This is a genomic window from Pseudomonas sp. Pseusp3 (assembly GCF_047304225.1).
Classification (GTDB): Bacteria; Pseudomonadota; Gammaproteobacteria; order Pseudomonadales; family Pseudomonadaceae; genus Aquipseudomonas; species Aquipseudomonas fluorescens_CD.
Genome location: NZ_JBGLYV010000043.1, coordinates 16082 through 37130, shown reverse-complemented (window position 1 = coordinate 37130; position 21049 = coordinate 16082). Strand labels below are relative to the sequence as shown.

General features: G+C 59.2%; 17 protein-coding genes. 4 read left to right on the top strand and 13 right to left on the bottom strand.

The genetic code is table 11. The annotated features are described in order from the left end of the window. Positions 1-24 precede the first annotated feature (24 nt). The 4 genes from ACCD00_RS16280 to ACCD00_RS16265 all read left to right on the top strand — a co-directional run bounded on the left by ACCD00_RS16280 (position 25) and on the right by ACCD00_RS16265 (position 4297). Positions 25-1767 (top strand): ABC transporter substrate-binding protein, encoded by a 1743-nt coding sequence (locus ACCD00_RS16280; RefSeq protein ID WP_322616743.1) that lies wholly within the window; start codon positions 25-27, stop codon positions 1765-1767. 237 nt (positions 1768-2004) lie between these two features. Further along, positions 2005-2502 (top strand): hypothetical protein, encoded by a 498-nt coding sequence (locus ACCD00_RS16275; protein WP_413426036.1) that lies wholly within the window; start codon positions 2005-2007, stop codon positions 2500-2502. Further along, entirely contained in the window at positions 2499-3911 is a 1413-nt protein-coding gene (locus ACCD00_RS16270; protein WP_413426034.1) for a PAAR domain-containing protein, read from the top strand. Before ACCD00_RS16275 ends, ACCD00_RS16270 begins: the two co-directional genes overlap by 4 nt. Positions 3912-4030: 119 nt before the next feature. After that, complete coding sequence (locus ACCD00_RS16265) at positions 4031-4297, top strand: hypothetical protein (protein ID WP_413426032.1); 267 nt, start codon at positions 4031-4033, stop codon at positions 4295-4297. Between the two features lie 1195 nt (positions 4298-5492). Here the strand turns inward: ACCD00_RS16265 and nuoN are convergent. The 13 genes from nuoN to ACCD00_RS16200 all read right to left on the bottom strand — a co-directional run bounded on the left by nuoN (position 5493) and on the right by ACCD00_RS16200 (position 20430). Further along, a complete protein-coding gene (nuoN, locus tag ACCD00_RS16260; protein WP_008020698.1) occupies positions 5493-6956 on the bottom strand; it encodes an NADH-quinone oxidoreductase subunit NuoN in 1464 nt (487 codons plus the stop codon). A gap of 7 nt (positions 6957-6963) precedes the next feature. Continuing rightward, positions 6964-8496, bottom strand: coding sequence for an NADH-quinone oxidoreductase subunit M (gene nuoM / locus ACCD00_RS16255; RefSeq protein ID WP_111287961.1), 1533 nt, complete (start codon positions 8494-8496; stop codon positions 6964-6966). A 39-nt stretch (positions 8497-8535) separates the two neighbouring features. Beyond that, positions 8536-10389, bottom strand: coding sequence for an NADH-quinone oxidoreductase subunit L (nuoL, locus tag ACCD00_RS16250; protein WP_008020702.1), 1854 nt, complete (start codon positions 10387-10389; stop codon positions 8536-8538). Further along, the gene (gene nuoK, locus ACCD00_RS16245; RefSeq protein WP_007946416.1) at positions 10386-10694 is read right to left on the bottom strand and encodes an NADH-quinone oxidoreductase subunit NuoK; all 309 of its coding nucleotides are present in this window, start codon (positions 10692-10694) and stop codon (positions 10386-10388) included. Before nuoK ends, nuoL begins: the two co-directional genes overlap by 4 nt. Positions 10695-10696: 2 nt before the next feature. After that, positions 10697-11200, bottom strand: a complete 504-nt coding sequence (gene nuoJ / locus ACCD00_RS16240) for an NADH-quinone oxidoreductase subunit J (protein ID WP_057399869.1) — start codon at positions 11198-11200, stop codon at positions 10697-10699. A gap of 9 nt (positions 11201-11209) precedes the next feature. Continuing rightward, the gene (gene nuoI / locus ACCD00_RS16235) at positions 11210-11755 is read right to left on the bottom strand and encodes an NADH-quinone oxidoreductase subunit NuoI (RefSeq protein ID WP_218278330.1); all 546 of its coding nucleotides are present in this window, start codon (positions 11753-11755) and stop codon (positions 11210-11212) included. Positions 11756-11767: 12 nt separating this feature from the next. Further along, entirely contained in the window at positions 11768-12775 is a 1008-nt protein-coding gene (nuoH, locus tag ACCD00_RS16230; protein WP_111287957.1) for an NADH-quinone oxidoreductase subunit NuoH, read from the bottom strand. Next, entirely contained in the window at positions 12772-15486 is a 2715-nt protein-coding gene (nuoG, locus tag ACCD00_RS16225; protein ID WP_413426027.1) for an NADH-quinone oxidoreductase subunit NuoG, read from the bottom strand. Before nuoG ends, nuoH begins: the two co-directional genes overlap by 4 nt. A gap of 136 nt (positions 15487-15622) precedes the next feature. Then, positions 15623-16978, bottom strand: coding sequence for an NADH-quinone oxidoreductase subunit NuoF (nuoF, locus tag ACCD00_RS16220; protein WP_413426025.1), 1356 nt, complete (start codon positions 16976-16978; stop codon positions 15623-15625). Continuing rightward, positions 16975-17472, bottom strand: a complete 498-nt coding sequence (gene nuoE, locus ACCD00_RS16215) for an NADH-quinone oxidoreductase subunit NuoE (RefSeq protein WP_008020715.1) — start codon at positions 17470-17472, stop codon at positions 16975-16977. Before nuoE ends, nuoF begins: the two co-directional genes overlap by 4 nt. A 2-nt stretch (positions 17473-17474) precedes the next feature. After that, positions 17475-19259, bottom strand: a complete 1785-nt coding sequence (gene nuoC, locus ACCD00_RS16210; protein ID WP_095966501.1) for an NADH-quinone oxidoreductase subunit C/D — start codon at positions 19257-19259, stop codon at positions 17475-17477. Positions 19260-19331: 72 nt separating this feature from the next. Beyond that, positions 19332-20006, bottom strand: a complete 675-nt coding sequence (locus ACCD00_RS16205) for a NuoB/complex I 20 kDa subunit family protein (protein WP_007970441.1) — start codon at positions 20004-20006, stop codon at positions 19332-19334. Positions 20007-20016: 10 nt separating this feature from the next. Continuing rightward, positions 20017-20430 carry an NADH-quinone oxidoreductase subunit A gene (locus ACCD00_RS16200; RefSeq protein WP_003223812.1) on the bottom strand — a complete coding sequence of 138 codons (414 nt, stop codon included), beginning with the start codon at positions 20428-20430 and terminating at the stop codon, positions 20017-20019. Between the last annotated feature and the right edge of the window lie 619 nt (positions 20431-21049).

The window sequence follows — 21049 nt, the reverse complement described above, 5'->3', positions numbered from 1 at the left end:
CGAAATCCCATACAGGAGGTCTCTATGTTCGACAAAAACAATAAGCTGCGACATAGCATTTCATTGGCAGCCATGCTGGCACTCAGCGGGTTGAGCGCAGCGGCCTGGGCCGATGCCTATGAAGACGCTGCGAAGAAATGGATTGGCAGCGAGTTCAAGCCATCCACCCTGACGGCCGATCAGCAACTGGCGGAATTGAAGTGGTTCATCAAGGCCGCCGAGCCGTTCCGCGGGATGGACATCAAGGTCGTCTCGGAAACCATCGCCACCCACGAGTACGAGTCCAAGGTGTTGGCCAAGGCCTTCACCGAGATCACCGGGATCAAAGTCACCCACGACCTGCTGCAGGAAGGCGACGTGGTGGAAAAACTGCAGACGGTGATGCAATCGGACAAGAGCATCTATGACGGCTGGGTCAACGACTCGGACCTGATCGGTACGCACTTTCGCTACGGCAAGACCGAAGCGATCACCGATCTGATGGCCAATGAGGGCAAGGACTTCACCTCGCCGACCCTGGACCTCAAGGATTTCATCGGCCTTTCCTTCACCACCGCGCCCGACGGCAAGCTCTATCAACTGCCCGACCAACAGTTCGCCAACCTCTATTGGTTCCGCGCCGACTGGTTCGAGCGCGCGGACCTCAAGGCCAAGTTCAAGGAAAAGTACGGCTATGAGTTGGGCGTGCCGGTGAACTGGTCGGCCTATGAAGACATCGCGAAATTCTTCAGCGAAGACGTCAAGGAAATCGACGGCAAGCGCGTCTACGGGCACATGGACTACGGCAAGAAAGACCCGTCCCTGGGCTGGCGCTTCACCGATGCCTGGTTCTCCATGGCCGGTGGCGGCGACAAGGGCATCCCCAACGGCTTGCCGGTCGACGAGTGGGGCATTCGTGTCGAGGACTGCCACCCGGTGGGTTCCAGCGTGACCCGCGGCGGCGATACCAACGGTCCGGCGGCGGTGTTCGCCACCACCAAGTACGTCGACTGGCTGAAGAAGTACGCGCCACCGGAAGCGGCGGGCATGACCTTCTCCGAATCGGGTCCGGTGCCATCCCAGGGCAGCATCGCCCAGCAGATTTTCTGGTACACCGCCTTTACCGCCGACATGACCAAACCGGGCCTGGCGGTGATGAACGCCGACGGCACGCCGAAATGGCGCATGGCGCCGTCGCCGCGTGGCCCGTACTGGGAAGAGGGCATGAAGCTGGGCTACCAGGACGTGGGCTCCTGGACCTTCATGAAGTCCACGCCCGAGAAGCAGAAACTGGCGGCCTGGCTTTACGCGCAGTTCGTGACCTCGAAAACCGTATCGCTGAAGAAAACCATCGTCGGCCTGACCCCGATCCGCGAGTCGGACATCAACTCGCAAGCCATGACCGACCTGGCACCGAAACTCGGTGGCCTGGTGGAGTTTTATCGCAGCCCGGCCCGTGTGCAATGGACCCCGACCGGGACCAACGTGCCGGATTATCCGCGTCTGGCGCAACTGTGGTGGAGCCACATCGCCGAAGCCGCCAGCGGCGACAAGACCCCGCAACAGGCACTGGACGGACTGGCCAAGGATCAGGACGCAATCATGACCCGTCTGGAACGTTCGAAAGCGCAAGCCACCTGCGCGCCGAAAATGAACCCCGAGCGCGATGCGCAATACTGGTTCGATCAGCCGGGCGCACCGAAGCCGAAACTGGCGAACGAAAAGCCGAAAGGCGAAACGGTGAGCTACAACGAACTGCTGAAGTCGTGGGCGGATGCGCGTAAGTAAAGTGGTTGTAATGTGAACGGCGAACGGCACCGGAAGGTGCCGTTTTTATTTGTGTTGGAACCACAAAACGAACTTGCATTTCTCTACAAAGGCTTCTTTGAAGGCAGCTGTAGGAAAAAGACATTTCCTTTTGACGAAACTTCCTAATCGTTCAGATGGCCCTGCCGGAGGAGTCGCGACGCTGTTAGCGTCCGCCGCATTATTTCTGAACACCATTCCCGGAAGAAGGTTTCTCAAATGAATGCACCTCTGCACAGCTTGTATACCAACGAAGTCTCTCCTGAATTTCTCCGTAACCTGGACGCCCAACACTTCACGGAAGAGCGACTTGCGAATTGTTGCGACGAAACTCTGGCGGTTGTTCGCCAGCAGCAGGATTACATCGTTGCTCATCCCGCTCGCGCCGTTTATCGGTTAGCAACCGAAGGCAGTCAAACCCGTGATGGTGGAGTAATCCAGCAAGCGACGTCGCCCTTCGAGTTCACGTTAGGAGACGGCCAGAAAGTGCGCGCGGCACAGAAAGGCGATTGCGTCTTGTACCCGGATGGGCGTACGGCGCAGATCGTCACGGGCGCGGGCCAAGACTATGACTATGCGGCGCTGGTCGGCAGCCGGCTTTGCAATGGCGACGAGATCATCAACACATTGCAGGGCGGTTTTTTATTGGTGGGGCGTGAAGGTGTCCCGATGGCCGAGGATTTTCTGCCCTCCGTCAAGCAGGAGGAACATCAATGAACGAAGGACATTTCATTGGCCTGCATGACAAGACCACCTGTGGCGGCACAGTCCTGGATGGTCATGACGGAATTATTATGTTCGGCATCCTCCATGCCCGCGAAGGTGATCGGGTCACCTGTGGCAAGGATGGCAAGACTTACAGGATTGTCGGCGGCATCTCGTACATGATCAGTCATGGCGCGGCCATAGCGGGCACGCTGGATAGCTATAGCAATTGCCCCTGCAAGGCTCAATTGATCCCCTCGGTATTTGGGGCAACCTATCAAAGCGCCAACTCCGCACCGCGAGCGGGCAGGAGCGCTGTGCAATCAGTTTCCAGTGCTGCAACCAGTCAACCGATAGCGTCACGTCCTTCCGGTTTCGCCTCTTCGAACTCTCCCGCACCTGCAATATTCGCCCGTCCGGAGCCCCAAGAACCGGGTTTTTATGTAGTGCCCAAAAGCATGACCCGCGAAGCGTTGGAGGCGACGCTATTCGCCACGCCGGATCCGGCGGTGATGAGCAGGTTTCGGGCACTCAACCCGGCGTCAGACAATATCAAAGCCGGCTCGCTAATTGTGCTCAGCGATCCGAACAACACCTCCTGTACCTATCAAGAAGCCCAACTGATGCAGGCTGCGCAACAGGTTAACGCTGCCATTGATCCTCTGACACCGGACGAGGCCGAGTTTATGCACCGTCACGCGGCGGAAATCGCTGGTTTTATCGGCGACACCTCGACTGGGCTTGGCGTCAGCGCGGCGGTGATGGAAAAGCATCTGACCAGCCTGCGCGACACTCTACAAGCGATGGAGCGTTTGCATCAGGACAGCTACCGTCAACACGGCCATCTCAGATCACCTCAGTTCTTCGCCGATAGACAACGCTTGCTCGCGCAACTGGATGCGCACCTGCTGAACTCCACTCGACTGCGTGGCCAGACGACCTTGGGCGATCATCCCAAGCTGAAGACGGCGCTTGGCATTTCCAGCCGCAGTCTTGTGCATCGTTGGGACAAAGCCGGCGCACCGGGTCAGATACCCGGATATGCCACTCATGTGGATGCGACGAGTCGCGCGGCGAAGTACATGCAGGCTGGAGGGTATATCGGAATTGGAATTGGCGGAATTTCTTCGTTGCTGGCTATTCAAGAAGTTTGTGTTGGTGACTCTGGAGCGGCTTGTAAGAAGGTTAAATACACCGAAGGAGGGAAATTCGGCGGATCAACACTGGGTGGCATGTGGGGCGGGGTGGGCGTGCCTTGGGTTGGCCAGCCTGTTTGCCTAGCGTTAGCTGCCAGCACTGCGGTAGGTGGCGTGATTTGCACTGCGGCCTTGGTAGGCATTGGTGCATGGGCAGGGGCGGAGGGTGGTGGCATGGTAGGCGAAGGGATGGGAGAAATACTCTACGAAAAAACCTTGCCATGACTTCGGAGGAGTTTTGGAAGTCCTGGTTAGCATTCTGGTTTTTGGCTGGTCCAATTTTGTTGGGAGTTGCGAACCTCGTATACAGCTCATATCTAAATCGCCGTCACCTGGACGCCATGATGGAAGCCTTGAAAAGTAGTCGCTTCGTCTACTTGTGGGGCCCGGCATGGCGGAATCGGGGCTGGTTCGGAGGCTTTGTACTGATCGCTGTAATCGCCGGTATAGTGGTATGGCCGAAAGCGGATATCCGCTACGGCAGATTGGATTCTGCGGATATCGAAAACTTTCCTCCTCGCCTGAAACGTCTTTTGGTCATTTATGTAACGATGGTGATCATTACTTTGGTCTGGATGGGGGGCGCATACCTGCTACTGAAGCTCAGATAACTCTATAGCTCAGTTGTCATTGAAGCGCCAAACGCAAAAACGGCACCCGAAGGTGCCGTTTTTTTCTCTATCTTGAATGGCGGTTGCATTCATGGGTTTAAGTTTAAGTGAGGATGCGAGCCGATTTTTTCGATATTTCAGTCGAAGCCTAGTGCATCATCAGGATAGTGCATTTGCGCTGGGTAATATTTCGGGCTATCTAATTTATGTGATATGACATCAAGGATGTTTAGGTAGGCTGATGCATTGCTGTTCTAGTAAAGTCTTTGATAAGAACGAATCCGTACTTATGTGGCTCCATGTCCAAAAAAAATAGAAATGAAATATATAAGCCAGCTAGCGCAAAGACTGTACGTTATTATGTTTTTGTATATTTTTGAATAAGGTTGGTTTTTGTAGTGGGCTATAGATATAGCTAACAATCCTATTGATAATAAAGTCAGCGCCAGCACGGGGGTGACCACTTTCATTCCGGTGAAGTCGTACCATACTGTTCGGCTACGACTCCTGAGGAAGGGAAATGATATGTGCTGGTTATAAATTGATTGAACTGCTATCGAGAGGAAAATAAAAGCGGCAGCGCTGAGGGTTAAAGTTAATCGCCAGCGTGGCGCTTCGTTTGGAATGATGGGGTGATGCAATTTTTTTCTACACGAATAGCAGTGTCCATGTTTAATTCTGGATGTTCCAGTATTGTTTAGTGTGTAGCAGCTATTGCATCTTTTTGTTTTTGACTTCATTGATCAATGTTGTCCATTTTTCAGTGCTTCAGCCAATTCACTAGTGTTCGAAGTGCTCGTATAGCTGTGGCGAGAGAGTTTGCTCTCGTCGTCCGGTCAGCGCTCGGGTGAAGTAACCGCAAGAACTTCTGGCTGCTTATGTTTTTCTGGCACGCCGACCGCACTGGGATTTTGACTTCTACGCAGTTCAGTAAAGTCAGGTCCCTCACTATAGAAGTATTTTGTTGTCGCTATTTGGTGGGCTCAAAGCCAACGACCAACTCAGAGTTAATTCGACGCTTAATTGCCTACACCTGAAAAGTCGGCGATTACCATAGTAGCAACTGGGTCGATTGTACGGCAGTTATATCCGGTCTGCTTGCTGGCACTTTTTTAGAAAGGGGAAGCAATCCCACAAACGCAAAAACGGCACCCGAAGGTGCCGTTTCTGTTTACTACCGGGTATCGCTATGCGATCAACCCGCCAGGCCCGACTGTTGAACCAGGTTCAACAGCGGTTGTGGGTACAGGCCGAGGAAGAACGCCAGCACCGCGATGGCCAGCAGCATCACGCCGCCTGCCTTCTGTTCCCAGTGCAGTTGAGCGTCGACGCGGCGCAGGTTTGGCTCGATCAGGTACAGGGTGACCATCACTCGCAGGTAGTAGAACACGCCGATGGCACTGCCCAGTACCAGGGAGCCGACCAGCCACCACTGATGCGACTCGACGCCGGTGGCGATGATGTAGAACTTGCCGATGAAGCCCGCGGTCAGCGGGATACCGGCCAGGGACAGCATCATCACGGTCAGCACGGCAGTCAGGTACGGACGGCGCCAGAACAGGCCGCGGTATTCGTACAGGGCGTCTGCGTCACGGCCTTTGTATGGCGAGGACATCAGGGTGATCACGCCGAACGCGCCGAGGCTGGTGATCACGTAGGTGACCAGGTACACGCCGATGGCTTCCACGGCCAGGCCCTTGCTCGCCACCAGGGCGATCAGCAGGTAACCGAAGTGGGCGATGGACGAGTAACCCAGCAGACGCTTGAGGTTGCTCTGGGTCAGGGCCAGCAGGTTACCGAACAGGATCGACGCGATGGCGATGATGGTCAGCACGTTGCTCAGCACGCCGCTGCTCGCAGCAGGGGAGATCTGGAACAGGCGCACCATCACTGCGAACACAGCCACTTTGGAAGCGGTCGCCAGGAACGCGGCAACCGGCGCCGGGGCACCTTCGTAAACGTCCGGAGTCCAGAGGTGGAAGGGTACCAGCGACAGCTTGAACGCCAGGCCGATCAGCATCATGCCCAGGCCCAGTTGCGCAAGCGAGCTTGGCAGACCGGTAGCCGCCAGCGCCTGGCCGATGCCGACGAAGCTCAGGGAGCCGGCGTCAGCGTAGAGCAGGGCCATACCGAACAACAGGAACGCGGAACCGGCCGCCGACAGCACCATGTACTTGATACCGGCTTCCAGCGAGCGCTTGTTGAAGAAGGCATAAGCCACCAGACCGTAGACCGGCACCGACAGCAGTTCCAGACCGACGAACAACCCGGCCAGGTGCTGTGCGCTGACCAGCACCAGGCCACCGGCGGCGGCCATCAGGATCAGCAGGTACAGTTCTTCACGGTTGCCCGGGTAACCCGTGCCGCCATCGCCGAGGTAGGCGTGGGCAAGGGTCACACAAGCGAGGGTGGCGACCAGGATCAGCGCCATGTACAAGCAAGCGAAACTATCGATTTGCAGCAGTGGGGTCACAGCCAATGGCGCGACCTTCAAGGCTGGCAGGATCGACAGCAACGCCAGGTTCAGACCCGCCACCGACAGCAGGAAGGTCTGGGAGTGGTTGCGGCGCCAGGCAATTGCCAGCATCACCACGATGATCGTGGCGCTGGTAATCAACAGCGGCGCTAGCGCGATAAAGTGTTGAGTCGTGAATTCCATAGCGCTCTTACCGGGCCGAAGCGAGTTGAGTGAAGGCGGTGCCGAGCCACTGCTGCACGCCATGCATCGTAGCGGCAGAGGTATCGAGGAACGGTTGCGGGTAGACGCCGATGTAGATCAGCAGCGCTGCCAGACCGACCACCATGATCATTTCGCGACCGTCCATGCCGTGCAGCACCACGTCCGATTTGGCCGGGCCGAAGTAGGCGCGGTGGATCATGATCAGCGAGTAGACCGAACCGAACACCAGGCCGGACGTCGCGATGATGGTGACCCACGGGGCAATCGGGAAGGTGCCGATCAGGATCAGGAACTCACCGACGAAGTTACCGGTACTCGGCAGGCCCAGCGACGCGGCTGCGAAGAACAGGCTGAGAGCCGGCAGGTAAGCGATTTTCGACCACAGGCCACCCATCTCGCGCATGTCGCGGGTGTGGGTGCGTTCGTACAACTGGCCACTCAGGATAAAGAGTGCCGCGGCCGACAGACCGTGCGCCAGCATTTGCATTACAGCGCCCTGCAGTGCCAGTTGGCTGCCGGAGTAGATGCCGATCAGTACGAAGCCCATGTGGGAAACGGACGAGAAGGCAATCAGACGCTTGATGTCGGTTTGCGCGAACGCCAGGAACGCACCGTAGAAAATCCCGATCAGACCCAGGGTCATGGCGAACGGTGCGAACTCGGCCGAAGCGTTCGGGAACAGCGGCAGGGCGAAACGCAACAGGCCGTAGGCCGCTGTCTTCAGCAAGATACCGGCGAGGTCGACGGAACCTGCGGTCGGTGCCTGGGCGTGAGCGTCAGGCAACCAGGAGTGGAACGGCACCACTGGCAGCTTCACGGCGAAGGCGATGAAGAAGCCGAGCATCAGGATGTACTCGGTGGTCGTCGACATCTTGGTCTTCAACAGGTCGGCGTAGTTGAAGGTAATCACGCCGGTGTCGTTGAAGTTGACCAGTACCAGACCCAGGATCGCCACCAGCATGATCAGGCCGGAAGCCTGAGTGAAGATGAAGAACTTGGTCGCCGCGTAGATCCGGGTTTTCTTGCCGTCCGAAGAACTGTGACCCCAGAGCGCGATGAGGAAGTACATCGGCACCAGCATCATTTCCCAGAAGAAGAAGAACATGAACAGGTCGAGGGCGAGGAACACGCCGACAACACCGCCCAGGATCCACATCAGGTTCAGGTGGAAGAAGCCAACGTGACGCTGGATCTCTTTCCACGAGCAGAGTACCGAGAGGACACCCAGCAGGCCGGTCAGCATGATCATCAGCAGCGACAGGCCGTCGAGGGCCAGGTGCACGTTGATGCCGAAGCGCTGGATCCAGACGTGCTTGAACTCAAGCGCCCAGGTCGGATCGGCACCCGGTGCCGGAGCAAATGAATAGTCACCGTTGGCCCACAGCCAGAGGCCGAGGGAGAGCAGCAGGGACATGGTGATCAGCGCAATCCAGCGGGGGAGGGTGGCGCCGAAGCGCTCACCCATCCAGCACAGCAGGCCGCCGATGAAGGGGATCAGGATTAGCCAAGGCAGAATCATGACGGGCTCAATTCCTTTCGCAAGTTCGCAAGGTTCATATCAGACCGCTACCAGCACGACGGCGCCGATAACCAGCACGGCACCAGCAGCCATCGAGGCGGCGTACCAACGCAGTTGACCGGTCTCGGTACGGCTCAGGGCGGTGTGACCGCCTTTGGCCATACGCGGGATCAGACCGATGGTCTGGTCCAGCGGGTCTTTGCGCAGGATGTGGTTGATCGCCAGGTATGGCTTGACGAACAGTTTGTCGTAGATCCAGTCGAAGCCCCAGGCAGCGAACCACCAGGCCGACAGGATACGGCCGATGCCGCTGTTGGCGATGGCGGTCACGAAGCGACGCTTGCCGAGGAACAGCAGCGCGGCCAGCAGGATACCGGACAGGGCGATGGCGCCCGAGGCGATTTCCAGGCTGTGCTTGGCTTCGCCGCCGGCATGGCCGACGCTTTCCGGCAGTACGCCGTGCAGCGGTGGAACGATCATCGCACCGATGGCGGTGGACAATACGATCAGTACCGACAGTGGCAGCCAGTGGGCGATGCCGTGACCGGCGTGGGCTTCGGTCTTCGCTTCACCGTGGAACGCGATGAAGATCAGGCGGAAGGTGTACAGCGAGGTCATGAATGCGCCGACCAGGCCCGCATACAGCAGACCGTGGTTGCCGCTGGCGAACGCTTCCCAGAGGATTTCGTCCTTGGAGTAGAAGCCCGCGGTTACCAGAGGCAGGGCCGCCAGGGCCGCGCCGCCGACGATGAAGCTGGCGTAGGCCAGTGGCAGTTTCTTCCACAGACCGCCCATCTTGAAGATGTCCTGCTCGTGGTGGCAGGCAACGATCACCGCACCGGAAGCAAGGAACAGCAGGGCCTTGAAGAAGGCGTGGGTCATCAGGTGGAAGATCGCGCCATCCCAGGCACCAACGCCCAGGGCCAGGAACATGTAGCCGATCTGGCTCATGGTCGAGTAAGCGAGGATACGCTTGATGTCGGTCTGAACCAGTGCAGCAAAACCGGCCAGGACCAGGGTCACACCGCCGACGATTCCCACGAGATGCAGGATTTCCGGCGCCAGGGTGAACAGGCCGTGGGTACGGGCGATCAGGTAGACACCCGCGGTCACCATGGTTGCGGCGTGGATCAGTGCCGAAACCGGAGTAGGGCCGGCCATCGCGTCCGCCAGCCAGGTTTGCAGCGGCAGTTGCGCCGATTTACCGACAGCGCCGCCCAGCAGCATCAGGGTGGCCAGGACCATCCAGATATTGCCGGCCTGGAACTTCTGCGGTGCCAGCACCAGCAGTTCCTGGACATTCAGCGTGCCCAGTTGGGCAAACAGGATGAACAGGCCGATGGCCATGAACACGTCACCGATACGGGTCACGATGAAGGCCTTGAGTGCCGCGTTGCCGTTGTTGCGGTTGCTGTAGTAGAAACCGATCAACAGGTACGAGCACAGGCCCACGCCTTCCCAGCCGAAGTACAGGAACAGCAGGTTATCGCCCAGCACCAGGAACAGCATGCTGGCGATAAACAGGTTGGTGTAGGCGAAGAAACGCGAGTAGCCGTCTTCACCGCGCATGTACCAGGAAGCGAACAGGTGGATCAGGAAGCCGACGCCAACCACCACACCCAGCATGGTCAGGGACAGACCATCCAGGTACAGGGCGAAGTTCGGCTTGAAGCCTTCCACCGCCATCCACTGCCACAACACCTGGGTGTAGTGACCGCCTTCCGGTGGCGCGACGTTGAATTGCCAGATCACGTAAGCCGCGACGATGGCAGACAAGCCGACTGAACCGACGCCGATCAGTGCCGACAGGTTTTCCGAGAGGCGGCCGCGTGAAAACGACAGCAGCAGGAAACCGATGAGAGGGAACAGGAAAGTCAGATAGAGAAGATTCATCCGCGCATCTCACTGGCAGCGTCGATATCGAGCGTGTGGAAGCGGCGATACAGTTGCAGCAGGATCGCCAGGCCAATACTGGCCTCGGCGGCTGCCAGGCTGATCACCAGGATGAACATGATCTGTCCATCCGGCTGCGCCCAGCGGCTACCGGCAACGATGAACGCCAAAGCGGAGGCATTCATCATGACCTCCAGGCTCATCAGCACGAAGAGGATGTTGCGGCGGACCATCAGGCCGACCAGACCGAGGCAGAACAGGATGCCGGCAACCGCCAGACCATGCTCCATGGGGATAGCAGGCATCGTCATTGCTCCTTGGCTTCGTTACGGCCCAGATGGAACGCCGTGACGGCTGCGGCGAGCAGCAGCATCGAGGCGAGTTCGACCACCAGCAGGTAAGGACCGAACAGGCTGATGCCCACGGCCTTGGCGTCTACGGTGGTGTGGCCGACGGCCTGGCCGCTCTGGTGGGAGAGCAGTACATACAGCAGTTCCACCAGCAGCAAGGCGGCGAGGGCGACCGGGCCGCCCCAGATACCGGGCTTGAGCCAGGCGCGCTCTTGCTGAACCGAGGCCGGGCCCAGGTTCAGCATCATCACCACGAACACGAACAGCACCATGATGGCGCCAGCGTAGGCGATCACTTCCAGGACACCGGCAAACGGTGCGCCGAGGGCGAAGAACGTCATCGCCACGGCAATCAGCGAAATGATCAGGTAGAGCAGGGCGTGCACAGGGTTGGTGTTGGTGATCACGCGAAGCGTGGACACCACAGCGATACCCGATGCGAAATAGAAAGCGAATTCCATCTTTCTTCCTTAAGGCAGCAAGCTCTTCACGTTGATCGGTTCGGCTTCATTCTGCGCGGAGCCTTTGGGCTTACCGGCAATCGCCATACCTGCAACACGATAGAAGTTGTAATCAGGGTTTTTGCCGGGGCCGGAGATCAGCAGATCTTCTTTCTCGTAAACCAGGTCCTGACGTTTGAACTCGGCCATTTCGAAATCCGGCGTCAGCTGGATCGCGGTGGTCGGGCAGGCTTCCTCGCAGAGGCCGCAGAAAATGCAGCGCGAGAAGTTGATGCGGAAGAAGTCCGGGTACCAGCGACCGTCTTCGGTTTCAGCTTTCTGCAGCGAGATGCAACCGACCGGGCACGCGACGGCGCACAGGTTGCAGGCTACGCAACGCTCTTCGCCGTCGGGGTCGCGGGTCAGCACGATACGGCCACGGAAGCGCGGCGGCAGGTACACGGCTTCTTCCGGGTACTGCAGCGTGTCGCGCTTGCGGAAGGCGTGGCTAAAAATCATCACCAGGCTGCGAAGCTGGGTGAAGAAGCCATGCACGATGTCAAAAATGTACTTCATGATTCTCTATCCTCACTGAGCCGCGACGGCGGGCGTGTTGAGCAACACGATCGCAGCGGTCACCAGCATGTTGACGAGGGTCAGCGGCAGGCAGAACTTCCAGCTGAAGTCCATCACTTGGTCATACCGTGGGCGCGGAATCGAAGCGCGCAGCAGAATGAAGAACATGATGAAGAACGCGGTTTTCAGCGCGAACCAGATGAACGGGATCTGCGGCAGGATGCCGAACGGACCGTGCCAGCCACCGAAGAACAAGGTCACCAGCAGCGCCGAAATCAACACGATGCCGATGTACTCGCCGACGAAGAACATGCCCCATTTCATGCCGGCGTATTCAATGTGGTAACCGTCGGCCAGTTCCTGTTCCGCTTCCGGCTGGTCGAACGGGTGACGGTGAGTCACGGCCACGCCAGCGATGAAGAAGGTCAGGAATCCGAAGATCTGCGGAATGACGAACCACAGGTTCTGCGCCTGGTATTCAACGATGTCGCGCATGTTGAACGAGCCAACCTGGATCACGATGCCCATCAGCGACAGGCCCATGAACACTTCGTACGACACGGTTTGTGCCGAGGCCCGCAAGCTGCCCAGCAGGGCGAACTTGTTGTTGCTCGACCAGCCGGCGAACAGCACCGCGTAGACCGACAGGCCGGCCATGGCGAAGAAGAACAGGATGCCGATGTTGATATCCGCCACGCCCCAGGTCGGGGTGATCGGGATGATCGCGAAGGCAATCAGCAGGGCGCTCATGGCCACGACCGGTGCCAGCGTGAAGATCACTTTGTCGGCGAACGGCGGCGTCCAGTCTTCCTTGAAGAACATCTTGATCATGTCGGCAGCGATCTGGAACGCACCGAACGGGCCCACGCGGTTCGGGCCGTAACGGTCCTGCCAGAGGGCGAGCAAGCGACGCTCGACCCAGCTGAGCAGGGCGCCGCAGATCACCACGGCGAGCAGAATCACCACGGCCTTGAGGACCGCGATGATGATGTCGATCACTTCAGGAGTGAACCAGGTCATTGAGCTGCCTCCTGCAGACCGTCAACGGATTTGCCAAAGATCGCTGGCGGAATGCCGGCGATGCCCGCAGGCAGTGCCACCAGACCGGCGCCCAGTTCTTCATTGATGCGCAGCGGCAGACGCAAGGTCTGGCCGGCGACATTGAAGCTCAGCATGGCACCGTCGTTGACGCCCAGGCGGTCGGCTTCGGATTTGGCCAGTGCGACGTAGGCAGCCGGAATGCGTTCCTGAACCGGAGCGGCTTTCGAAGAGTTCTCTTCGCTGCCGAACAGGTGGAAGAACGGTACGACCTGCCAGGTGCCCTGGGCCGGATTGAACGCGCGCGGAACACTGGCGAACCAGTTCAGCGAGTCACCAGTGCTTTCGATCAGGCGGGTGCCCGGGTCGCCAGCGCGGATGTGACCACCGACTTCGTCCTGGAACTTGTTCCAGGCTTGCGGCGAGTTCCAGCCCGGAGACCAGGCGAATGGCACTTGCTGACGCGGTTCGGCCGAGCCCGAGTAACCTTCCATCGAGAAGGCGAACGCGGTGTCCTTGTCCTGCGGGGTACGCGGTTCGTGCACGCTGATGTCGGCGCGCATGGCGGTACGACCGGAGTAACGCAGCGGTTCACGGGCCAGTTTCATGCCCTTGATGCGGAACGCGGCGGACGGTGCGGCATCGACGATGCGGTTCAGTTGCGGCGTACTGGCAGCAACGGCAGCGGTGGCGTGGTCCAGTTGGGTCCAGTCGATCGGCTGGTTCAGCAGGGTAGCGCGCAGGGCATGCAGCCAGCGCCAGCCTTCGTGAACCAGGATGCTCGCATCCAGGTATTTCGGATCGAAGACCTGGAAGAAGCGCTGGGCGCGGCCTTCCTGGCTGACCAGGGTACCGTCGCCTTCAGCGAAGCTGGCAGCTGGCAGAACCAGGTGTGCGCGATCGCTGGTGGCGGTCTGCTGATGGTCGGCGACGATCAGCACTTTCGCGGCGGTCAGGGCAGCATCAACCTTGGCCTTGTCGGTACGGGTGTACAGATCGTTTTCCAGCACGACGATGGCGTCGGCACGGCCGTCGATCACCGCTTGCAGCGCGGCGTCGACCGATTCGCCACCGAGCATGGCCAGGCCGAGGCTGTTGGCCTCTGGCACGATCAGGCTGATGGAACCGTTCTTCTCGCGCAGCTTCAGGGCTTTGGCAATGTTGGCAGCAGCCTCGATCAGCGCCTTGGAACCCAACGAGGTGCCGGCGATGATCAGTGGACGCTTGGCCGCGAGCAGGGCGTCGGCAATGCGCTTGGCCAGCTCGAGGGCTTCGGCGTCCAGGCCTTCAACGGCTGGAGCGCTGGCGTCGAGGGCGTGAGCCACGGCGAAACCGATGCGGGCCAGGTCGTCGGGAGCTGCGTGAACGCATTCTTCGGCGATATCGTCGAGCTTGGTTTCAGCCAGGCTGGCGATGAACAGCGGGTTCAGTGCGTGCTGGCCGATGTTCTTCACCGCGGCGTCGAGCCAGGGCTGGACGCGCATGGCGTCGGCCATGTCTTCGGCCTTGCCTTTGACCGATTGACGCAGCGACAACGCCATACGGGCGGCGGTCTGGGTCAGGTCTTCACCGAGGACGAAGATGGCGTCGTGGTCTTCGATGTCGCGCATGTTCGGTACTGGCAGCGGGCTGTCTTTGAGCACTTGCAGGACCAGGCGGATGCGCTCCAGTTCGGAGGCTTCGATACCCGAGTAGAAGTGCTCGGCGCCCACCAGTTCACGCAACGCGTAGTTGCTTTCGAGGCTGGCGCGTGGCGAACCTATACCGACGATGTTGCGACCGCGCAGCAGGTCGGCGGCCTTGTCCAGTGCGTCGTCAAGGCTCAACTTGGTGCCATTGGCCAGCAGCGGCTGGCGTGGACGGTCTTCGCGGTTGACGTAGCCATAGCCGAAACGGCCACGGTCGCACAGGAAGTACTGGTTCACCGAACCGTTGAAACGGTTTTCGATGCGACGCAGTTCGCCATAACGCTCGCCCGGGGAGATGTTGCAGCCGCTGGAGCAGCCATGGCAGATGCTCGGCGAGAACTGCATGTCCCATTTACGGTTGTAGCGCTCGGAGTGAGTCTTGTCGGTGAACACGCCGGTCGGGCAAACCTCGGTGAGGTTGCCGGAGAACTCGCTTTCCAGGGTGCCGTCTTCAACGCGACCGAAGTACACGTTGTCGTGGGCGCCGTACACGCCGAGGTCGGTGCCGCCAGCGTAGTCTTTATAGAAGCGCACGCAGCGGTAGCAAGCGATGCAGCGGTTCATTTCGTGGGAAATGAACGGGCCCAGTTGCTGGTTCTGGTGGGTGCGCTTGGTGAAGCGGTAACGGCGCTCGTTATGGCCGGTCATTACCGTCATGTCTTGCAGGTGGCAGTGACCGCCTTCCTCACAGACCGGGCAGTCGTGAGGGTGGTTGGTCATCAGCCATTCAACAACGCTGGCGCGAAACGCTTTGGATTCTTCATCGTCGATGGAGATCCAGGTGCCATCGGTGGCAGGGGTCATGCAGGACATGACGATGCGACCACGGGTGTCGTTCTCGTCGGTGTACTGCTTGACCGCGCACTGGCGGCAAGCGCCAACGCTGCCAAGGGCAGGGTGCCAGCAGAAGTAAGGAATATCGAGGCCTAGCGACAGACATGCCTGTAACAGGTTGTCTGCCCCGTCGACTTCGAGCGCTTTGCCGTCTACGTGGATAGTGGCCATGGTTCAAAGTTCTTCGTTGGCCCGGTGTCAGCGGGCGTGGCTAATGGAATCTTGTCATTCGCGTGAATCAACACAGCCGCTTGCGGCGTCATCACACGAAAAGCGAAGGGCACGGACCCTTCGCCTTTTTAAGCATTTACGCGCCGACTACGATCGGCCTTGCCAGAGGCGGGACGGCGGCGCTGACAGGCGCGATGCCGGCTTCGAACTCATGGCGGAAGTATTTGATGGCGCTGCCCAACGGCTCCACGGCACCCGGTGCGTGAGCACAGAAGGTCTTGCCCGGGCCGAGGAAACCGACCAGACCCAGCAGGGTCTCGATGTCGCCTGGCTGGCCTTCGCCGTTCTCGATGGCCATCAGCAGCTTGACGCTCCATGGCAAGCCATCACGGCACGGGGTGCAGAAGCCACAGGATTCGCGAGCGAAGAACTGTTCCATGTTGCGCAGCAGGGACACCATGTTGACGCTGTCGTCCACCGCCATCGCCAGGCCAGTACCCATACGGGTGCCCACCTTGGCAATGCCGCCGGCGTACATTTGTGCGTCCAGGTGCTCCGGCAACAGGAAGCCGGTACCGGCGCCGCCAGGCTGCCACGCCTTGAGCTTGTAACCGTCGCGCATGCCACCGGCGTAGTCCTCGAACAACTCGCGGCCGGTGACACCGAATGGCAGTTCCCACAGGCCCGGGTTCTTCACCTTGCCGGAGAAGCCCATGAGCTTGGTGCCCATGTCGTCACTGCCTTCGCGAGCCAGTGATTTGTACCAGTCCACGCCGTCGGCAATGATCGCCGGGACGTTGCACAGGGTTTCAACGTTGTTCACGCAAGTCGGCTTGCCCCACACGCCCACGGCGGCAGGGAAGGGCGGCTTGGAGCGCGGGTTGGCGCGACGGCCTTCGAGGGAGTTGATCAGTGCGGTTTCTTCACCGCAGATGTAACGCCCGGCGCCGGTGTGGACGAACAGCTCGAAATCGAAGCCGCTGCCCAGAATGTTTTTACCCAGCAGGCCCGCAGCCTTGGCTTCTTCCACGGCACGGTTCAAGTGCTTGGCGGCGGTGGTGTATTCACCACGCAGGAAGATGTAGCCACGGTAGGTTTTCAGTGCGCGGGCACTGATCAGCATGCCTTCGATCAGCAGATGGGGCAGTTGCTCCATCAGCATGCGGTCTTTCCAGGTGTTCGGCTCCATTTCATCCGCGTTGCACAGCAGGTAGCGGATGTTGATGGATTCGTCCTTGGGCATCAGGCCCCACTTCACGCCAGTGGGGAAGCCTGCACCGCCGCGGCCCTTGAGGCCGGAATCCTTCACGGTCTGGACGATGTCGTCCTGAGCCATGTCGGCGAAGGCCTTGCGTGCTGCGGCGTAACCGTTCTTGGCTTGGTACTCGTCGAGCCAGACGGCTTCGCCGTCGTCACGCAGGCGCCAGGTGAGCGGGTGAGTCTCGGCCGAACGCTTGATGCGGTTGGCGGGACCGAAGGAAGTCAGGGTCATACGTAGCCCTCGAGCAATTTGGCAACGCCGGCTGGCTGAACATCACCGAAAGTGTCGTCGTCGATCATCAACGCCGGCGCCTTGTCGCAGTTGCCGAGGCAGCAGACCGGCAGCAGGGTGAAACGACCGTCGGCGGTGGTCTGACCCAGGCCGATGCCAAGCTTGCTCTGGATTTCGCTGACCACGGACTCGTGGCCGCCGATGTAGCAGACCATGCTGTCGCAGACGCGAATGATGTGGCGGCCGACTGGCTGACGGAAGATCTGGCTATAGAACGTCGCCACGCCTTCAACGTCGCTGGCCGGGATGCCGAGGATCTCGCCGATGGCGTACAGGGCGCCGTCCGGCACCCAACCGCGTTCCTTCTGGACGATCTTCAGGGCTTCGATAGACGCCGCGCGCGGGTCTTCGTAGTGATGCAGCTCGTGCTCGATGGCCGAGCGCTCGGTTTCACTCAAGGTGAAACGGTCTGTCTGGATAAGCGTGCTGTTCATGCTTAGCGGTCCACGTCGGCCATAACGAAATCGATACTACCCAGGTACGCAATCAAGTCCGCGACCATGCTGCCTTTGATCACCGAAGGGATCTGCTGCAGGTGCGGGAAGCTTGGTGTACGAATCCGGGTGCGGTAGCTCATGGTGCCGCCATCGCTCGTCAGGTAATAACTGTTGATGCCCTTGGTCGCTTCGATCATCTGGAAGGATTCGTTGGCCGGCATGACCGGGCCCCACGAAACTTGCAGGAAGTGCGTGATCAAGGTTTCGATGTGCTGCAGGGTGCGCTCTTTCGGCGGCGGCGTGGTCAGCGGGTGATCCGCCTTGTACGGGCCTTCCGGCATGTTGCGCAGGCACTGGTCGATGATCCTGATGCTCTGGCGCATCTCCTCGACACGCACGATGCAGCGGTCGTAGGCATCGCCATTGGCAGCCAGCGGCACTTCGAATTCGAAGTTCTCGTAGCCCGAGTACGGGCGCGCTTTACGCAGGTCGAAATCGCAACCGGTCGAACGCAGGCCGGCACCGGTGACGCCCCATTCCAGGGCCTCTTTGGTGTTGTAGTCGGCGACGCCGATGGTCCGGCCACGCAGGATGCTGTTGTCCAGGGCGGCTTTCTGGTATTCGTCCAGACGCTTGGGCATCCACTCGACGAAATCCTTGACCAGTTTTTCCCAGCCGCGCGGCAGGTCGTGGGCGACGCCACCGATGCGGTACCAGGCCGGGTGCAGACGGAAACCGGTGATGGCTTCGATCACGGTGTAGGCACGCTGACGGTCGGTGAAGGTGAAGAACACCGGGGTCATGGCGCCGACGTCCTGGATGTAGGTCCCCAGGAACAGCAGGTGGCTGGTGATCCGGAAGAACTCGGCCATCATGATGCGGATGACGTCGACCTTCTCCGGCACCTTGATGCCGGCCAGCTTCTCGACCGAGAGCACGTACGGCAGGTTGTTCATCACGCCGCCGAGGTAGTCGATACGGTCGGTGTACGGGATGAAGCTGTGCCAGGACTGACGCTCGGCCATTTTCTCGGCACCACGGTGGTGGTAGCCGACGTCCGGTACGCAGTCGACGATCTCTTCACCGTCCAGCTGCAGGATGATACGGAACGCACCGTGCGCGGACGGGTGGTTCGGGCCGAGGTTGAGGAACATGTAGTCCTCGTTCGGGCCGGAACGCTTCATGCCCCAGTCTTCAGGCTTGAAGCGCGCAGACTCTTCCTCGAGCTGTTGCTTGGCCAGGTTCAGAGTGAACGGGTCGAATTCGGTGGCGCGGGCCGGGAAGTCCTTGCGCAGCGGGTGACCTTCCCAGGTCGGCGGCATCATGATGCGCGACAGGTGAGGGTGGCCTTTGAAGTCGATACCGTACATGTCCCAGACTTCACGCTCGTACCAGTTGGCATTCGGCCAGATGCTGGTGACGGTCGGCAAGCTGAGGTCGCTCTCGGACAAGGCGACCTTGATCATCACGTCACTATTACGTTCGATCGACATCAGGTGGTAGAACACGGAGAAGTCGACGCCGTTCGGCAGCCCTTGACGCTTGGTGCGCAGGCGCTCGTCCACGCCGTGCAGGTCATAGAGCATGACGTACGGCTTGGGCAGGTTACGCAGGAACGTCAGGACTTCGACGAGTTTGGCGCGGGCAACCCAAAGCACCGGCATGCCGGTGCGGGTAGGCTGGGCGGTGAACGCCTCCGGGCCAAAACGGTTGTTCAGTTCGACGACCACATCCTGGTCGTCTGCCTTGTAAGGCGGGATGTACAGAGCACTGCCTGTAGTCATGGTTATTTATCGCTTTCGGTCAACGTAAAGAATGAAGCCAGTTTTTCGTTTCTTTGAAACAGCAGAACTGGATCAGACTTCGTCGGGGCTGCGCAGGTTGGTTACCTGAATACGCTGTTCGCGGCGCTTTTCCTTTTCGGACGGCATCTCGGCGCGGTACACGCCTTGATCGCCAACGACCCAGGAAAGTGGGCGACGCTCCTGGCCAATCGACTCCTGCAACAGCATCAGGCCTTGCAGGAAAGCTTCAGGGCGGGGCGGGCAGCCAGGCACGTAGACGTCCACGGGCAGGAACTTGTCCACCCCTTGAACGACGGAGTAGATGTCGTACATGCCACCGGAGTTGGCGCACGAACCCATGGAGATGACCCATTTAGGCTCGAGCATTTGCTCGTAGAGACGCTGAATGATCGGCGCCATCTTGATGAAGCAGGTACCGGCGATAACCATGAAATCCGCCTGACGCGGCGATGCCCGGATAACCTCGGCGCCAAAGCGCGCGATGTCGTGGGGCGCCGTGAAGGCGGTGGTCATTTCCACGTAGCAGCACGAAAGACCGAAGTTGTACGGCCACAGGGAGTTCTTGCGCCCCCAGTTGATCGTGCCGTTGAGCACGTCTTCGAGCTTGCCCATGAAAATGTTTTTGTGGACTTGATCTTCTAACGGATCGGAAACGGTTTCCCGTTGGCCAATCGGATACTGCTCGTTAGGAGCATCGGGGTCGATCCTGGTGAGATTGTATTGCATTGCCAAAGCCTCATTGTTTCAGCTTCGCTTGCCGCTTGCGCCGAGCTTCCGGAGCCCAGTCAAGGGCGCCCACTCGGAATAGGTAGACAAGGCCTGCCAACAGAATTGCTATGAAAACGAGAGCTTCGACGAATCCGGTCCAGCCGCTTTCGCGGACGGACACAGACCATGCAAAGAGAAAGAGGGCTTCGATATCGAAGATCACGAAGAGCATCGCGACCAGATAGAATTTGGCTGAGAGCCGCAAGCGGGCGCCACCTGTAGGTAGCATGCCGGACTCGAACGGTTCGTTTTTGCTGCGGCCCCAGGCTTTTGACCCGAGTAGGCTGGAAACGCCCAGCATGAAGGCACAGAGGCCGACAACGCCTAGAAGGAAAATGGCAAAGCCCCAGTTGTGGGCCATGAGTCCTGTCGCTTCGGGCATGCTGGTAATCCTTAACAGAGAGCAAAGGTCTCTGAGCTTGAAAAGAAACAAAGCAGTGACGATATGTCGCAGCAATCAATCCCGCTGATTTTATGGCTAAACACCCGGCAAGTAAAATTCCTATAGCGAAATTATTTATAGGAATAAGGACATAGCGAGTCTGCAAAAGCCGGCAGCCCTTGCGTTGCGGGCATTAGGGGGCTTTTCGCAAATAATGTTTTGTAGGGAATGTAACGAACATAGTTGTAGCTAAATGATAATCAATATTGTTTGTGGTGGTTTTCAAACTGTTTGCCCCTCGGATACTCGGGAAGTTGTCTTATTTGAGCGTTACAGCAAGTAGCAGCGGTGTGCGTTTTAGCGGATTTTTCTGACGTCGATGTCGCTCTGGATCAATGTTTTTCCAGGTCACCACCATCCCCTGTACCTGTAGGAGCGAGCTTGCTCGCGATGGTGGTCAGCGATGACGCTGGGGGCCTGACACCCCGCGGCGCCCTCAGGGTCATCGCGAGCAGGCTCGCTCCTACAGGGGGGGGGGGGCTTGCGTTGTTTGTTAAATCGCAGGAAAAAAAACGCCCCGAACCAGTCGGGGCGTCAGATGTGCAGCGTTGCGGTTAGC

Excerpts from the sequence above, each read along its gene's own strand:
- nuoI (WP_218278330.1), bottom strand. The coding sequence starts at position 11,755 with ATGAAGTACATTTTTGACATCGTGCATGGCTTCTTCACCCAGCTTCGC.
- nuoG (WP_413426027.1), bottom strand. The coding sequence starts at position 15,486 with ATGGCCACTATCCACGTAGACGGCAAAGCGCTCGAAGTCGACGGGGCA.
- nuoH (WP_111287957.1), bottom strand. The coding sequence starts at position 12,775 with ATGACCTGGTTCACTCCTGAAGTGATCGACATCATCATCGCGGTCCTC.
- ACCD00_RS16265 (WP_413426032.1), top strand. The coding sequence starts at position 4,031 with ATGGAAGCCTTGAAAAGTAGTCGCTTCGTCTACTTGTGGGGCCCGGCA.
- nuoL (WP_008020702.1), bottom strand. The coding sequence starts at position 10,389 with ATGAATCTTCTCTATCTGACTTTCCTGTTCCCTCTCATCGGTTTCCTG.
- ACCD00_RS16270 (WP_413426034.1), top strand. The coding sequence starts at position 2,499 with ATGAACGAAGGACATTTCATTGGCCTGCATGACAAGACCACCTGTGGC.
- nuoN (WP_008020698.1), bottom strand. The coding sequence starts at position 6,956 with ATGGAATTCACGACTCAACACTTTATCGCGCTAGCGCCGCTGTTGATT.
- ACCD00_RS16280 (WP_322616743.1), top strand. The coding sequence starts at position 25 with ATGTTCGACAAAAACAATAAGCTGCGACATAGCATTTCATTGGCAGCC.
- ACCD00_RS16205 (WP_007970441.1), bottom strand. The coding sequence starts at position 20,006 with ATGCAATACAATCTCACCAGGATCGACCCCGATGCTCCTAACGAGCAG.
- nuoE (WP_008020715.1), bottom strand. The coding sequence starts at position 17,472 with ATGAACAGCACGCTTATCCAGACAGACCGTTTCACCTTGAGTGAAACC.
- nuoF (WP_413426025.1), bottom strand. The coding sequence starts at position 16,978 with ATGACCCTGACTTCCTTCGGTCCCGCCAACCGCATCAAGCGTTCGGCC.
- nuoK (WP_007946416.1), bottom strand. The coding sequence starts at position 10,694 with ATGCCTGCTATCCCCATGGAGCATGGTCTGGCGGTTGCCGGCATCCTG.
- nuoJ (WP_057399869.1), bottom strand. The coding sequence starts at position 11,200 with ATGGAATTCGCTTTCTATTTCGCATCGGGTATCGCTGTGGTGTCCACG.
- nuoC (WP_095966501.1), bottom strand. The coding sequence starts at position 19,259 with ATGACTACAGGCAGTGCTCTGTACATCCCGCCTTACAAGGCAGACGAC.
- nuoM (WP_111287961.1), bottom strand. The coding sequence starts at position 8,496 with ATGATTCTGCCTTGGCTAATCCTGATCCCCTTCATCGGCGGCCTGCTG.
- ACCD00_RS16200 (WP_003223812.1), bottom strand. The coding sequence starts at position 20,430 with ATGCCCGAAGCGACAGGACTCATGGCCCACAACTGGGGCTTTGCCATT.
- ACCD00_RS16275 (WP_413426036.1), top strand. The coding sequence starts at position 2,005 with ATGAATGCACCTCTGCACAGCTTGTATACCAACGAAGTCTCTCCTGAA.